This is a genomic window from Micromonospora sp. NPDC050795, assembly GCF_044456785.1.
Lineage (GTDB): Bacteria > Actinomycetota > Actinomycetes > Mycobacteriales > Micromonosporaceae > Micromonospora.
This window is the reverse complement of record NZ_JBITGE010000003.1, coordinates 134,796-148,916: the sequence shown is the minus strand read 5'-3', so window position 1 is coordinate 148,916 and position 14,121 is coordinate 134,796. Positions and strand designations below refer to the sequence as shown.

The following is a 14,121-nucleotide window of genomic DNA, read 5'->3' as shown; positions in this document are numbered from 1 at the left end:
CGCCGGGCGTGCTGAGGACGCCCCCGCCCCGGACCGGGCGGGGGCGTCCGCGCGTCCCGGGACCCCGTTCCCTCCGGCGAAGCTCGTCGGTAGGCTGCACATCCATGCCAGCCCCGGCCACCTCTGACGCTCGGCGTCAACCACCGCTGCTGACCATGCTCTTCTGGGCGGGCGTCGCTCTCGCGCCGGTGGCGGCGCTGATCCTGCTGGTGGCCGACGGCAATGGCCCGTTGCGTTTCGCCGCGGTGCTCGCCATCCTCGCGGTGGTGCTGATCGGCCTCTCCATCGCGTTGCGGCCCGACGGCGAGGGCGCTTCGGCCCGCAGCGACGAGTTGCTGGCCGAGATCGAGGAGCTGCGTCGGGAGTTGCGCGGCGAGATCGTGGCCGCCGCCCAGCGCGGTAACCAGGCACTCGACCAGGCGCAACGGGCCCAGGAGGGGATCGCCGCAGTACGCCGCCGTCTCGACGCCAGTGGTGCCGCCCTCGCCGGTGCCGCCCCCTCCGTCGAGCCGGCGGGTGCCGGACGGGCCCGGGTCGCCGCCGTCGAGCCGCCGGTGGACGCCACGCCGGTGGCCCGTAACCGGGCCGACGCGCCGGCCGGCCGCGCCCGGGTTTCCGGCCCCGACGACGCGCCCCGCTGGGGGCGCGCCGGGCACCCGGACGACGACGAGCCGGCGTACGCCCGGGAGGCCCCCGAGCAGCCCGCTGCCGGTATGTACGGCGGGGAACGACCGGCCGCCACCGCGTACGGCTCAGCTCGCCCCCGGGAGCACGACCGCCCCGAGGCGGCACACCGGCCGGGTGGCGTGGTCCGGCACACCGAGACCGTTCACGTCACCACCCGACACACGGTGGTGGACGGCGGCCCGGCCGAGCCGGCCGGGCGTTACGGCGGCGGGTACGCCGGTCAGTGGACTCCACCCGCGCAGGAGTGGACCCGGGGCGGCGACGCCGATCAGCCCCCTCGGCCCGCCGGCCGGGCGAGGCACGAGCCGGAGCAGCACCCCCGAGCCGGGTACGGCGACGAGGCGGGCTGGACGGGCCGCCGCGACGAACCGGAGTGGACGGATCGGCGCGACGCGTACGCCCAGCCCGACGAGCCAGCCCCGCCGGCCCGGTCACACCGCAGCCCGGAGAGGCCGGCGGCGGAATCCTGGGACAGCCCGGACGATCGGGGCTGGTCGGAGCAGCGCGACCGGGCGGGCGCCCCGGCGCCGCAGGCCGGGCCGCCGTTGCGGGCCGACGACACCGGCGAGTACTGGTCTCAGCTGCGGGCCGGTGACCGGTGGGCTGCCGTCCGCGACGACGAGAACGGTCGGGAGCTGCGCGTCGGCGAACGTCGGGCCGAGGTGCACGCCGACGCCAGCGGCACCGAGTACCGGGTGGCCGACCGCTGGGCCGCCGTCCGTCACGAGGAGCCGCGCCGTCACGACGACGCCGGCCGCTACGAGGAGCCGCGCCGTCACGAGGACGCCGGCCGCTACGAGGACGCCGGCCGCTATGAAGACGCCGGCCGCTACGAGGACGCCGGCCGGTATGAGGAACCGCGCCGCCACGACGGTGGTCGGCGGGCCGAGCCGGAAAGGCCGGCGCTGCCGGTGGGCGGTGTGCCGATGCCGGACGAGTGGCGCCCACCGCGCCAACGCGGCCAGCAGGCGGAACCCGCGCCCGAACGGACCGGCCGGCGGCGGGTCGACGAGCGTTACGGCTACCCGCCGCAGGACGACGTGCCGCGTGCCGGGGGCGCGCCGCCCACCGACCGCTGGCGGTGACCGGTCAGGCGGCTCGCGTCACTTGTCGATGTCGCCGACCACGAAGAACATCGAGCCGAGGATCGCGATCAGGTCGGGGACCAGGCAGCCGGGAAGCAGGGTGGCCAACGCCTGCACGTTCGCGTACGAGGCGGTGCGCAACTTCAACCGCCACGGTGTCTTCTCACCCCGCGACACCAGGTAGTAGCCGTTGATGCCGAGCGGGTTCTCCGTCCAGGCGTACGTGTGCCCCTCCGGCGCCTTGAGCACCTTCGGCAGCCGGGTGTTGATCGGCCCGGTCAGCCGGTCCACCCGGTCGAGGCACTGCTCGGCGAGGTCCAGTGACGCGTACACCTGGTCGAGCAGTACCTCGAAGCGGGCGTGGCAGTCGCCGGCGGTCTTGGTGACCACCGGCACGTCCAGCTCGTCGTACGCCAGGTAGGGGTCGTCGCGGCGCAGGTCCAGGTCGAGCCCGGACGCGCGGGCCACCGGCCCGGACGCGCCGAACGCGGCGGCGTCCGCGGCGGACAGCACGCCCACGCCGACGGTGCGGGCCAGGAAGATCTCGTTACGCCGGATCAGGTGGTCCAGGTCGGGCAACCGGCGGCGTACCTCGCCGATCGCCGCGCGGGCCCGCCCGGTCCACCCGTACGGGACCTCCTCCTTGAGGCCACCCACCCGGTTGAACATGTAGTGGATCCGGCCACCGGAAACCTCCTCCATCACCGCCTGGATGGTCTCGCGTTCCCGGAAGGCGTAGAAGATCGGCGTGATCGCCCCGATCTCCAACGGGTACGAGCCGAGGAACATCAGGTGGTTCAGCACCCGGTTCAGCTCCGCCAGGGCCATTCGCAGCCAGGTGGCCCGCTCCGGCACCTCCATGCCCATCAGGCGTTCCACAGCGAGCACCACGCCCAGCTCGTTGGAGAACGCCGAGAGCCAGTCGTGCCGGTTGGCCAGCACGATGATCTGCCGGTAGTCACGCACCTCGAAGAGCTTCTCCGCGCCCCGGTGCATGTAACCGACGATCGGTTCACAGGCGACCACCCGCTCGCCGTCGAGCACCAGCTTCAACCGCAGCACGCCGTGTGTGGAGGGGTGCTGCGGACCGATGTTCAGCACCATGTCGGTGCCGAGTTGCTGATCACCGGTGCCGGGGATCAGCCCGGCCCCGGTGCCGACGGTCAGTTCACGGAGGTCCCCGGCGTCGGTGGTCATGCCCGTCATCGTGCCACGGCCGACCCGAGCGGGATGCCGACCGGCTGGCGCAACCACCAGTGCCCGCCGAGCCCGGCCGGGTCGGTCAGCTCGGCCACCGCCGACGCGGCGGCCAGCGTCCGCACGTAGCCGACCGGGTCGGTGCCGGCCAGGCTGAGCGGTGGTCGCCCGCCGTCGGCCCCGAGCGCCCGCAGCGCCTCCCGCTGCAGGACCAGGGAGTACGCGCACCGGGCGACCACCGCACCAGCGGAGGCGACCGAGTCCATGGCCACGTGCGCTGTGACGTCACTCGACCCGTCGGGCACCGGAGGCACCTGCCGCCCACCCCGGTACCCGGTCAACGTCCCGTCCACAGGTCGGTCGCCGATCAGGTGACCGTAGTCGACTGCCACCGCCAGCCCTCGGCTGATCTTTCGCACCGCCTCGGCCCAGGCCTCATCTCTGCTGCGGCCGATCTCGGCTCGTAGGTAGTCACTGTGGGGGGTTGCCCCGAAACCCGACTCGCTGTCGCTTGTCGCGCCCGTCCAGGTCACCTCCGGATTCGGCGCACGGTCCGTACTGGGCAGGCTCGTGGGGCTGAGCCACCACTTTGTGAGCCAATCAAGATCGTCGAGGCTGACCACATCACCGATCGATTCGGCACCGCTCTCCGGGTCGACCAGCACGTATCGCCAGCCATCTTCGGAATGCACAGCCACGTCGAGGGGGACGTTGTCCAGCCACTCGGTGGCGAGCAGCACTCCCGTGATCCCGGTAGGGATCTCGGACGTCCAGTTGATCTCCTTGGGCAGGTTCTCCGGGCGGGGCGCGTACTCGACGGCTGTGAAGCGGACGCGTTCGGCGAGCGACGGGGGGACGGCGGCCAACGACGGCCCGTCGGGTGCCGGGCGGGCGGAGGTCGTGGAAGTCAGGGTTTCCGGGGAGCCCGACCACGCAGCGATCAAGCGTGACCGCCCGGAGTGGGCGGGCTCCCCGGAAACCCCCACCGCGAGCCCGGTGGGATCGTGAGCGAGCCCGGCGAGAGTCCGTAGCAGCTCGCCCCGCCCCGCCCCCACGTCGACCACGTCGAACCGCGCCGGGTGCCCGAGGGCTGCGTCGACCTGGGTGAGCAGGCGCAGCAGCGCGGTGGCGAAGGCCGGGGAGGCGTGCACGCTGGTGCGGAAGTGGTCGGCCGGGCCGGTGCCGGCGACGAAGAAGCCGCCCGGCCCGTAGAGGGCTTGGCCCATCGCGTCTCGCCAGGCGATCGACATCAGTTCACTCCGAATGCAGCGGGCGCGGCGCACGGTGATCAGGTGATGAAAAGTAGGTCAGAAACGCTCCGGTTACCTACTTTTCAGCACTTGATCATGGGTGCGGGGGGAACGCGCTGGTCTGGGCGGTCGGGGACGGTGGTGAAGGGCACTTGAGGTGGTGGTGAAGGTTTTCACACATGCTTGTCCGGGTTCGGTGGGCCGGGCGCATACTTGCGATCGACCGGTACCCCTTCTCGAGGACTGGATCGTCGTCATGAGCGCACCGTTGCGCCCGCGTCCGGCCGCCCCGCACGGGCCCGCCGTTCTCGGTGCCTCCGCCACTCCCGCCACCTCCCGTCTGCTCACCGTCGGTGTCGTTGGCGCCGGTCGGGTCGGTGCCGTGCTGGGTGCCGCGCTCGCCGCCGCCGGGCACCGGGTGGTCGCCGTCTCCGGCAGCTCCGGAGCCAGCCGCGCCCGCCTCGCGCTGCTGTTGCCCGAGGTGCCCCGTCGCCCGGTCACCGCCGTGGCCCACGCCGCCGCCGACCTGCTGCTTCTCGCGGTGCCGGACGACAGGCTGGCCGGTGTGGTGACCGACCTCGCCGAGCGGGGCGCGCTGCACCCGGGCCAGATCGTCGCGCACACCTCGGGGGCGCACGGCCTGGCCGTGCTCGGGCCGGCCGTCGCGGCCGGCGCCCGGCCACTCGCTCTGCACCCCGCGATGACCTTCACCGGTACGCCGGACGACCTGGCCCGGCTGGACGGCATCTCCTACGGGGTGACCGCCCCGGCGGAGCTGCGCCCGCTGGCTGCCCGACTGGTCGCCGACCTCGGTGGCGTGCCCGAGTGGGTGGCCGAGTCGGACCGACCGCTCTACCACGCCGCGCTGGCCCACGGCGCGAACCACCTGGTGACCCTTGTCAACGAGGCGACCGACCGGTTGCGGGACGCCGGGGTGGCCCGGCCGGAGAAGGTGCTCGCCCCGCTGCTGCGGGCCGCCCTGGAGAATGCGCTGCGGCTCGGTGACGACGCGTTGACCGGTCCGGTCTCCCGTGGCGACGCGGGCACCGTGCAGCGGCACCTGGCCCGGTTGGCGGTCACCGCACCGGAATCCGTCCCCGCGTATCTGGCGTTGGCCCGTCGTACCGCCGACCGGGCGATCGCCGCTGGCCGGTTGCGGCCGGTGGACGCACAGTCGCTGCTCGGCGTACTGGCCGACAGCGGTCGGGAGGTGGCCGCATGACCCAGGTGGTGCACACGCGCGCCGAGTTGGCCGAGGGCCGGGCCGGGCTGAAGGGCACTGTCGGGGTGGTGATGACCATGGGCGCGCTGCACTCCGGGCACGAGACGTTGCTGCGCGCGGCCCGGGAACAGGCCGACCACGTGCTGGTAACGGTCTTCGTGAACCCGTTGCAGTTCGGGCCGAACGAGGACTTCGACCGCTACCCGCGCACCCTTGAGGCCGATCTGGAGGTGTGCCGGCGGGCGGGCGCCGATCTGGTCTTCGCCCCGTCGGTGGCGGACATGTACCCGGATGGTCAGCCCCGCGTACGCCTCGATCCGGGCCAGCTCGGCGCCGAGCTGGAGGGGGCGAGTCGCCCCGGCTTCTTTCACGGGGTGCTCACTGTGGTGCTGAAGCTGCTTCAGCTCACCCGACCGGACCTGGCGTTCTTCGGCGAGAAGGACTACCAGCAGCTCACCCTGGTCCGGCGGATGGCCCGCGACCTGGACGTGCCGGTCGAGGTGGTCGGCGTGCCGACCGTTCGGGAGCCGGATGGGCTGGCTCTCTCCAGCCGCAACCGTTACCTGAGTGAGCCGGAGCGGGCCGCCGCGCTGAGTCTGTCCGCCGCGCTGCGGGCCGGCGCGCAGGCCGCCGACGACGGTCTGGACGCGGGGGCGGTACTGACCGCCGCGCATGCCGCGTTCGGTTCCGGTACGCCCGGTGCCCGCCTCGACTACCTGGTGCTCACCGATCCCGAGTTGGAACCGGGGCCGGTGGCTGGGCCGGCCCGGCTGGTGATCGCCGCCTGGGTGGGCGCCACCCGGTTGATCGACAACGCGGCGATCCACCTCGCCCCGCGCCCCTGACCCGGCCGCACCACCCCCACCGATAACCGCGAAAGGCCACTGAAGATGTTGCGGACCATGCTCAAGTCGAAGATCCACCGAGCCACGGTGACCCAGGCCGACCTGCACTACGTCGGTTCGGTGACCGTGGACGAGGATCTGCTCGACGCCGCCGACCTGCTCCCCGGCGAGCAGGTGGCGATCGTGGACATCACCAACGGCGCCCGGCTGGAGACGTACGTGATCCCGGGCGAGCGGGGCAGCGGCGTGGTCGGCATCAACGGCGCCGCCGCGCACCTGGTGCACCCCGGTGACCTGGTCATCCTGATCTCGTATGGGCAGATGGACGACGCCGAGGCCCGGACGTACCGGCCACGGGTCGTGCACGTCGACGCCGACAACCGGGTGATCGAGTTGGGTACCGACCCGGCTGCGGCGGCGCCTGGAACGGCCGGTGGCCCGGTGCCCAGCCCGTTGGCCGTGTCCGGAGTCTGATCCCCCGTACCGTGATTCCGGTCTGTTACCGGAAGGTCAATCCCGGTTACCCTGGGCACGCTGGCGGAAGCCGGTCGGTGGCTGGGGGAGGCCGCGATGAGCCGTGCCATGACGACCCTGTTCGCCGCTGCCGTGACGGCAGTGCTGCTGGTGGGCTGCGCCGGGTCCGGCGGCCTGGACGGTGATCTGACCGACGACTGGGCGGCGTTGCCGGCGCCGTCGGCGTTCACCCCGGCCGCCGGTGTGTGTCATGCCGCCGACTTCACCGATGTGGTCAGCCTGGCCAGTTATGAGCCGGTGGACTGCGCCGGGCCGCACCGTTTGGAGACGGTGCACGTCGGGGCTTTCCCGGCCGAGCGGGCGGCCGCTCCGGCGGGTGGTTCGGCCGAGCTGCGGGGTGCGTTCGCCGAGTGCGACAGCCGGGCGACCCGCTACGTGGGTGACGAATGGCGGTCCGGCCGGCTGCGGCTGTCGGTGGCGCTGCCCAACGGGCCGGGCTGGGCGGCGGGTTCCCGGTGGTTCCGCTGCGACCTCACCGAGCTGACCACCGTCGAGGCGGCGGCGACCGTGGTGGTCCGGTCGGGCAGTCTGCGGGACGCGTTGAAGGGGCCCACCGGGCTGCGCCTCGGTTGCCAGCAGACCCGCGGTGGAGCCGGCCGGGGTGTGCAGACGCTGACCCCGGTGGAGTGCGCTAAAAAGCACGACGCCGAGTTCGTCGGGGTGTGGCGCGCACCGGACCTGGCGTACCCGACCCGGGACGCCGACTGGCTGCCGCTCTACACGGGTTGTCGTAGCGTCCTGGCCCGGTACGCGGGCGTGCCCGACGACGCCACGTTGCGCTTCCGCAGCGGTGTGGTGGTCCGTCCGCCGGGGGCGGGGCGGTGGAAGGTCGGTGATCGGGGCGTCCGCTGCTATCTGTGGCTCAGCGACCGTACGGTGACCGCCTCGCTGAAGGGCGCGGGCCCGGCTGGTCTGCCGGTCCGGACGAAGTGACCGCGGCCTGACGGTCGGCGCGGCGAGGCGCGGGACGGACGGGGTCGCCCAAAACACTCGTCCCGCCCCCGCCGCCCAGGGCGAGGATGGTTCGGGTTGACTGGGGGGATGGACCTTCCGACCGTCGACCTGCCTGCCCTGCCCGCGCTGCTGGCCGCGCCCGCGCCCGGCTGGGTGGAGACCACCGACGTGATCGTGGTGGGTTCCGGCGTGGCCGGGTTGACCGCTGCGCTGCACCTGCGGGAGGCCGGTCTGCACGTCACGGTGGTCACCAAGGTCAACATTGACGACGGCTCGACCCGGTGGGCGCAGGGTGGCATCGCCGCCGTGCTCGACCCGGCCGACACCCCGGCGGCGCATGCCCGGGACACCGAGGTAGCCGGGGTCGGGCTGTGCGACCCGGCGGCGGTCCGGGTGCTGGTCGAGGAGGGCCCGACCCGACTCCGTGAGTTGATCCGGATCGGCGCCGAGTTCGATCGGCACCCGGACGGCTCGCTGATGCTGACCCGCGAGGGCGGGCACCGGGCGGACCGGATCGTGCACGCCGGCGGCGACGCCACCGGCGCGGAGGTGCAGCGGGCCCTGCATGCCGCGGTGCAGCGCGACCCGTGGATCCGGCTGGTCGAGCACGCCCTCGTGCTGGATCTCCTGCGCGCGCCGGGCGACGGTCCGGACGGGCTCGGCCCGGCCTGCGGGATCACCCTGCACGTGCTGGGTGAGGGCAGCGAGGACGGCGTCGGCGCGCTGCTGGCCCGTGCCGTCGTGCTCGCCACCGGTGGCATGGGGCAGATCTTCTCGGCCACCACCAACCCGGCGGTCTCCACGGGGGACGGGGTGGCGCTGGCGCTGCGGGCCGGCGCGGCCGTGACCGACGTGGAGTTCGTCCAGTTCCACCCGACTGCCCTGATCACCCCGTCCGGCGCGGGGGTGCCCGGGGCGGGGCACGCGCAGCAGCCGCTGGTATCGGAGGCGTTGCGTGGCGAGGGCGCGTACCTGGTGGACGGGGACGGCAAGAGGTTCATGGTGGGCCAGCACGAGTTGGCTGAGCTGGCACCCCGGGACGTGGTGGCCAAGGGCATCCACCGGGTGCTGCTGGCCACCGGCGCGGACCACGTCTTCCTCGACGCACGGCACCTGGGCGGCGACTTCCTGGCCGGTCGGTTCCCCACCATCGTGGCGTCCTGCCTGGCGATCGGCGTCGACCCGGCGACCGATCTGATCCCGGTGGCGCCGGCCGCCCACTACGCCTCCGGCGGGGTCCGGACCGACCTGCGCGGCCGTACCTCCATCCCGGGCCTCTACGCCTGCGGCGAGGTGGCCTGCACGGGTGTGCACGGCGCGAACCGGCTGGCCAGCAACTCGCTGCTGGAGGGTCTGGTCTTCTCCCGGCGGATCGCCGAGGACATCGCGGCCGGCCTGCCCGAGCAGGCCCAGCCGGCGGAGACCGGCGCGTGGCGTGGCGGAACGGGTTGGGTGCTGCCCGCGGAGGTGACGCCGACCCTGCAACGGGCGATGACCCGGGGGGCGGGGGTGCTCCGATCCGCGGCGACGTTGGCCGGGACGGCCGGCACGTTGACCGACCTGGGCGTGGCCCGGGGCCGGCCGCGTACCGCCGACTGGGAGGCGACGAACCTGCTCACCGTGGCGTCGACGCTGGTTGCCGCCGCGTACGCCCGTGGTGAGACCCGGGGCTGCCACTGGCGGGAGGACTTCCCGACGGCCGACGAACGGTGGCTGGGCCATCTGGTCGGCGCGGTCGGGGCGCAGGGCCGGGTGACGCAACAGTGGGAGGGAAACTCGTGATCGAGTCGACGGAGACGGCGTTGCGGGCGGCGGGGTTGGATCCGGCGCACGTACGTCAGGTGATCGAGGGCGCGCTGGTGGAGGATCTGGGCCCGGATTTCCTGGACGTCACAAGCGTGGCGACCATTCCGGCGGATCAGACCGACACCGCCGACCTGGTGGCCCGCGCGGACGGGGTGTTGGCCGGTATGGCGGTGGCCGCTGCCGTGTTCGAGCTGGTGGGCGAGGTGACGGGCTTCGGTCGTACCGTCGAGGTGTCGGTGCTGGCCCGCGACGGCGAGCGGGTGGCCCGCGGCGACGTGCTGGCGACGGTGACGGGTCCGACCCGGCTGCTGCTGACGGCCGAGCGGACGGCGCTCAACCTGCTCTGCCGGATGTCCGGGGTGGCCACCCACACCCGCGCCTGGGCGGACGCGCTGGCCGGTTCGAAGGCGATGGTGCTGGACACCCGAAAGACGACGCCGGGCCTGCGGGCGCTGGAGAAGTACGCGGTGCGGGCCGGCGGCGGCACCAACAAGCGGATGGGCCTCTACGACGTCGCCATGATCAAGGACAACCACAAGCTGGCGGCCGGGGGCATCACCGCTGCCTTCCGGCGGGTCCGGGAGGCTTTCCCGGAGGTGCCGGTGCAGGTCGAGGTGACCACCGTCGACGAGGCGGTGGAGGCGGTGGAGGCCGGGGCGGACTTCCTGCTCTGCGACAACATGACGCCGGAGGTGCTGGCCGGGGCGGTGGCCGCGGTGGGTGACCGGGCGGAGTTGGAGGCGACCGGCGGGCTGACCCTGGAGGTGGCCGGCCGGTACGCGGCCACCGGCGTGGACTTCCTCTCGGTGGGCGCGCTGACGCACTCGTCGCCGATCCTGGACATCGCGCTGGACCTGCGCAGCGAGTAGTTGTCTAGGCTGCGTGCGTGCTGCTCTGCATCGACATCGGAAACACCAACACCGTGCTGGCGACCTTCGACGGCGACAAGCTGGTGCACTCCTGGCGGATCAAGACCGATGCCCGCTCGACGGCGGACGAGCTGGGCCTGATGTTCCGGGGTCTGCTCGCCGGGGACAACGTCGAGATCACCGGTGTGGCCGCCTGCTCCACGGTGCCGGCCGCGCTGCGGTCGTTGCGCACCATGCTCGGCCGCTACTACGCGGAGGTGCCGAGTGTCGTCGTCGAGCCGGGCGTGCGGACCGGCGTGCAGTTGGCGATCGACAACCCCAAGGAGGTGGGCTCCGACCGGGTGGTGAACACCCTGGCGGCGTACACCCTCTACGGCGGTCCGTCGATCGTTGTGGACTTCGGCACGACCACCAACTTCGACGTGATCAGCGAGCGTGGTGAGTTCCTCGGCGGCGCGTTCGCCCCGGGCATCGAGATCTCCTTCGACGCGCTGGCCGCCCGGGCCGCGCAACTACGCAAGGTCGAGGCCACCAAGCCTCGCTCGGTGATCGGCAAGAACACCGTGGAGTGCCTCCAGGCCGGCCTGTACTTCGGCTTCGCCGGGCAGGTGGACCGGATCGTCGAGCGGATGACCGAGGAGCTGGGCGAGGTGCGGGCGGTGATCGCCACCGGCGGCCTCGCCTCTCTGGTGATCAACGAGTGTCGCAGCATCACCCACCACGAGCCGATGATCACGCTGATCGGTCTGCGGATGGTCTACGACCGCAACACCTGACCCCGGCCGCCGCCGGGCCGGCCTCCGTGCGGGGGTCAGGGCCGCCGGGCGCGCAGCACCAGCGTCCGGTACGGCAGTTCGATGGTGTCCCGCCCCGCCAGGGCGGGATGCGTGTCCAGGAGGTCGCTCAGTTCCCGCTCGACCCGCCGTTGATCGTCGGTGGAGGCGGTGAGCCAGTACGAGCGGGTGCGGACCATGCCGAGCAGCTCGTCCGGCGTGAGCGTGGTGCGGTGCGTGAACTCGCGCTTCTCGACGGCGCCGAACGCGGTGCCGAAGTCGGGGCGCTCTCCGAAGACCTGACTGGTCGACTTGTCCCCGAAGTGCGCGATGCGACCCAGCTCGGCCACCCAGTCGACGCTGCCGTCCCGAATGTTCCAGATGGGGGCGAAGGTGCCGCCGGGGCGGAGCACCCGGGCGATCTCGGCGTGCGCGGGCCCCCGGTCGAACCAGTGGTACGCCGTCCCCACCAGCACCGCGTCCACCGTCGCGTCGGGCAGCGGCATGGCCTCGGCGCTGCCCGCCAGCGCCGTCGTGCCCGGGGTGCTGGCCGCGAACTGCGCCCGCATCCCCGGATCGGGCTCGACCGGTACGACCTCGTGACCCAGGGCCAGCACAGCGCGGGTCAGGATGCCGGTGCCCGCCGCGAGATCGACCACCCGGGCTTCGCTCAGCCCGTCGAGCGCCCAGCGGACCGCGGCCTCGGGATAGCGTGGCCGAAACCGGTCGTAATCACTCGCGGCGACACCGAACGACAGGGCGTGAGTGTGATCGACCATGACGGGCAGGTTATCCCGTAACGGCCTCAGGCGCGCTTGAGTACGCTCGGCCCTGACCCCCTGTATCTCCGTGACGAGGAAGCGTGCCGTGACCGAGCAGAACCCCGTGCCAGTGGACCCCGCCGACGACCTTCCCGAGCAGATGAAGGTCCGCCGGGAGAAGCGGGACCGGATGCTCGCCGAGGGCGTCGAGCCCTACCCGGTCGGCTTCCCCCGCACGACGACCCTGGCGCAGGTCCGGGCGGCCTACGCCGACCTGCCCACCGACACCGCGACCGGCGACCAGGTCGCTGTCACCGGCCGGGTGATCTTCGTACGCAACACGGGCAAGCTCTGCTTCGCCACCCTCCGGGACGGCGACGGCACCGAGTTGCAGGCGATGCTCTCACTGGACCGGGTCGGGCCGGAGCGGCTGGAGGCGTGGAAGCGCCTCGTCGACCTCGGCGACCACGTCGGCGTCACCGGCGAGGTGATCACCAGCCGTCGGGGTGAGCTGTCGGTGTTGGCCCAGCAATGGGAAATGACCGCCAAGGCGCTGCGACCGTTGCCGGTGGCCCACAAGCCCCTCTCCGAGGAGGCACGCGTCCGGCAGCGTTATGTCGACCTGATTGTCCGGCCGCAGGCACGGGAGATGGTGCGCACCCGGGCAGCCGCGGTGCGCAGTCTGCGCGATTCACTGCACGGGCAGGGCTTCATCGAGGTGGAAACGCCGATGTTGCAACTGCTGCATGGCGGCGCGACGGCCCGACCGTTCGTGACCCACAGCAATGCGTTGAACACCGATCTGTATCTGCGAATCGCTCCCGAACTGTTTCTCAAGCGCGCTGTGGTCGGCGGCGTCGACCGCGTCTTCGAGATCAACCGCAACTTCCGTAATGAGGGTGTCGACTCTTCGCACTCGCCGGAGTTCGCGATGCTGGAGACGTACCAGGCGTACGGCGACTACAACACGATCGGCGAGCTGACCCGTAATCTCGTGCAACAGGCCGCCATCGCGGTGAGCGGTTCGACGGTGGTGACCCACGCCGACGGGCGGGAGTTCGACCTGGGTGGCGAGTGGCGGTCGGTGACACTCTTCGGCGTGCTTTCCGAAGCACTCGGCGAGGAGGTCACGGTCCGCACCGACCGGACCCGTCTGGTGGAGTACGCGGACAAGGTGGGATTGGCGGTCGACCCGAAGTGGGGGCCGGGCAAGCTGGCCGAGGAACTGTTCGAGGAACTGGTCGTTCCCAGCCTTGAGGCACCCACCTTCGTGCGGGACTACCCGGAGGAGACCAGCCCGCTCACCCGGGGCCACCGCAGCGAGCCGGGTCTGGCCGAGAAGTGGGACCTCTTCGTGCTCGGTTTCGAGCTGGGCACCGGGTATTCCGAGTTGGTCGACCCGATCGTGCAGCGGGAGCGGCTGGTGGCCCAGGCGCAGCTCGCGGCTCGCGGCGACGACGAGGCGATGCGTCTCGACGAGGACTTTCTTCGGGCGATGGAGTATGGAATGCCGCCGGCCGGCGGTATGGGAATGGGAATCGACCGCCTCTTGATGGCCCTGACCGGCCTCGGAATTCGGGAAACGATCCTCTTCCCGTTGGTCCGCCCGGAGTAGTCCCGTCCGCTCGTACGCCGAGCCGTAACCGGAGCCTATTGACGCGACGAGCAGCGCGGGGGTTATTGTGCTCTCGTTAGCAGGAGCACCCTGCTCGAAAGGAATGTGGGACGTGGCCAAGCAGATCATTCACAAGCTGGTCGATGACCTGGACGGCGGGGACGCGGACGAGACCGTCAAGTTCGCCCTCGACGGCGTTCAGTACGAGATCGACCTGTCGAGCGCCAACGCCGCGAAATTGCGCGATGCATTTGCGTCGTACGTGGGTGCCGGCACCAAGGTCGGCCGCGGCGGTGTCGTGATCGGTGGGCGGGCTGCCCGCGGTCGGGGTGGCGCGACCGCCGATCGGGAACAGAACAAGGCGATCCGGGAGTGGGCCAAGAAGGCCGGCAAGGACATCTCGGACCGGGGTCGTATCCCGCAGGAGATCGTGGACGAGTTCCACGCGAAGCGCTGATCAGTCAGCAGCTTGGTGGCGAGCCGCCACCTCAGGCGACACCGACGCCGGGCCGGAGGAGTCCTC

General features: G+C 72.1%; 13 protein-coding genes. 10 read left to right on the top strand and 3 right to left on the bottom strand.

The window, feature by feature from the left end:
- Window positions 1–104: 104 nt before the first annotated feature.
- Window positions 105–1,772: a hypothetical protein gene (locus tag ACIBEF_RS04315; protein WP_396791078.1), complete on the top strand. Its 1,668-nt coding sequence runs from the start codon at window positions 105–107 to the stop codon at window positions 1,770–1,772.
- An 18-nt stretch (window positions 1,773–1,790) separates the two neighbouring features.
- Here the strand turns inward: ACIBEF_RS04315 and ACIBEF_RS04310 are convergent, their stop codons facing one another.
- On the bottom strand, window positions 1,791–2,978 hold the full coding sequence (locus ACIBEF_RS04310) for an NADH-quinone oxidoreductase subunit D (RefSeq protein WP_355005951.1): 1,188 nt from the start codon (window positions 2,976–2,978) through the stop codon (window positions 1,791–1,793).
- On the bottom strand, window positions 2,975–4,219 hold the full coding sequence (locus tag ACIBEF_RS04305; RefSeq protein WP_396791076.1) for an SAM-dependent methyltransferase: 1,245 nt from the start codon (window positions 4,217–4,219) through the stop codon (window positions 2,975–2,977). Before ACIBEF_RS04305 ends, ACIBEF_RS04310 begins: the two co-directional genes overlap by 4 nt.
- 256 nt (window positions 4,220–4,475) lie before the next feature.
- Between ACIBEF_RS04305 and ACIBEF_RS04300 the strand changes: the two genes are divergently transcribed.
- The 7 genes from ACIBEF_RS04300 to ACIBEF_RS04270 all read left to right on the top strand — a co-directional run bounded on the left by ACIBEF_RS04300 (window position 4,476) and on the right by ACIBEF_RS04270 (window position 11,225).
- On the top strand, window positions 4,476–5,441 hold the full coding sequence (locus ACIBEF_RS04300) for a Rossmann-like and DUF2520 domain-containing protein (RefSeq protein ID WP_396791074.1): 966 nt from the start codon (window positions 4,476–4,478) through the stop codon (window positions 5,439–5,441).
- The gene (panC, locus tag ACIBEF_RS04295; RefSeq protein WP_396791072.1) at window positions 5,438–6,286 is read left to right on the top strand and encodes a pantoate--beta-alanine ligase; all 849 of its coding nucleotides are present in this window, start codon (window positions 5,438–5,440) and stop codon (window positions 6,284–6,286) included. The genes ACIBEF_RS04300 and panC overlap by 4 nt, the downstream gene beginning before the upstream one ends.
- 45 nt (window positions 6,287–6,331) lie before the next feature.
- Window positions 6,332–6,760 (top strand): aspartate 1-decarboxylase, encoded by a 429-nt coding sequence (gene panD, locus ACIBEF_RS04290; protein ID WP_396791070.1) that lies wholly within the window; start codon window positions 6,332–6,334, stop codon window positions 6,758–6,760.
- 96 nt (window positions 6,761–6,856) lie between these two features.
- The gene (locus ACIBEF_RS04285) at window positions 6,857–7,753 is read left to right on the top strand and encodes a septum formation family protein (protein WP_396791068.1); all 897 of its coding nucleotides are present in this window, start codon (window positions 6,857–6,859) and stop codon (window positions 7,751–7,753) included.
- 108 nt (window positions 7,754–7,861) lie between these two features.
- Window positions 7,862–9,556, top strand: coding sequence for an L-aspartate oxidase (locus ACIBEF_RS04280; protein ID WP_396791066.1), 1,695 nt, complete (start codon window positions 7,862–7,864; stop codon window positions 9,554–9,556).
- Window positions 9,553–10,449 carry a carboxylating nicotinate-nucleotide diphosphorylase gene (gene nadC / locus ACIBEF_RS04275; RefSeq protein WP_355005944.1) on the top strand — a complete coding sequence of 299 codons (897 nt, stop codon included), beginning with the start codon at window positions 9,553–9,555 and terminating at the stop codon, window positions 10,447–10,449. The genes ACIBEF_RS04280 and nadC overlap by 4 nt, the downstream gene beginning before the upstream one ends.
- Before the next feature lie 17 nt (window positions 10,450–10,466).
- On the top strand, window positions 10,467–11,225 hold the full coding sequence (locus tag ACIBEF_RS04270; RefSeq protein ID WP_396791063.1) for a type III pantothenate kinase: 759 nt from the start codon (window positions 10,467–10,469) through the stop codon (window positions 11,223–11,225).
- 35 nt (window positions 11,226–11,260) lie between these two features.
- Here ACIBEF_RS04270 and ACIBEF_RS04265 read toward each other — a convergent pair whose 3' ends face one another.
- Entirely contained in the window at window positions 11,261–12,001 is a 741-nt protein-coding gene (locus tag ACIBEF_RS04265) for a class I SAM-dependent methyltransferase (RefSeq protein ID WP_396791061.1), read from the bottom strand.
- A gap of 88 nt (window positions 12,002–12,089) precedes the next feature.
- On the opposite strand from ACIBEF_RS04265, the gene lysS reads away from it, so the two are divergent.
- Together lysS and ACIBEF_RS04255 are read left to right on the top strand one after the other, a co-directional pair.
- Window positions 12,090–13,598, top strand: coding sequence for a lysine--tRNA ligase (gene lysS / locus ACIBEF_RS04260; RefSeq protein WP_396791059.1), 1,509 nt, complete (start codon window positions 12,090–12,092; stop codon window positions 13,596–13,598).
- Window positions 13,599–13,710: 112 nt separating this feature from the next.
- Window positions 13,711–14,055, top strand: a complete 345-nt coding sequence (locus tag ACIBEF_RS04255; RefSeq protein ID WP_036392792.1) for an Lsr2 family protein — start codon at window positions 13,711–13,713, stop codon at window positions 14,053–14,055.
- Window positions 14,056–14,121: the final 66 nt, after the last annotated feature.

Coding starts and splice junctions, on each gene's coding strand:
- ACIBEF_RS04265 (WP_396791061.1), bottom strand. CDS start 12,001: ATGGTCGATCACACTCACGCCCTGTCGTTCGGTGTCGCCGCGAGTGAT.
- ACIBEF_RS04315 (WP_396791078.1), top strand. CDS start 105: ATGCCAGCCCCGGCCACCTCTGACGCTCGGCGTCAACCACCGCTGCTG.
- ACIBEF_RS04310 (WP_355005951.1), bottom strand. CDS start 2,978: ATGACGGGCATGACCACCGACGCCGGGGACCTCCGTGAACTGACCGTC.
- ACIBEF_RS04305 (WP_396791076.1), bottom strand. CDS start 4,219: ATGTCGATCGCCTGGCGAGACGCGATGGGCCAAGCCCTCTACGGGCCG.
- ACIBEF_RS04280 (WP_396791066.1), top strand. CDS start 7,862: ATGGACCTTCCGACCGTCGACCTGCCTGCCCTGCCCGCGCTGCTGGCC.
- ACIBEF_RS04300 (WP_396791074.1), top strand. CDS start 4,476: ATGAGCGCACCGTTGCGCCCGCGTCCGGCCGCCCCGCACGGGCCCGCC.
- ACIBEF_RS04285 (WP_396791068.1), top strand. CDS start 6,857: ATGAGCCGTGCCATGACGACCCTGTTCGCCGCTGCCGTGACGGCAGTG.
- panD (WP_396791070.1), top strand. CDS start 6,332: ATGTTGCGGACCATGCTCAAGTCGAAGATCCACCGAGCCACGGTGACC.
- panC (WP_396791072.1), top strand. CDS start 5,438: ATGACCCAGGTGGTGCACACGCGCGCCGAGTTGGCCGAGGGCCGGGCC.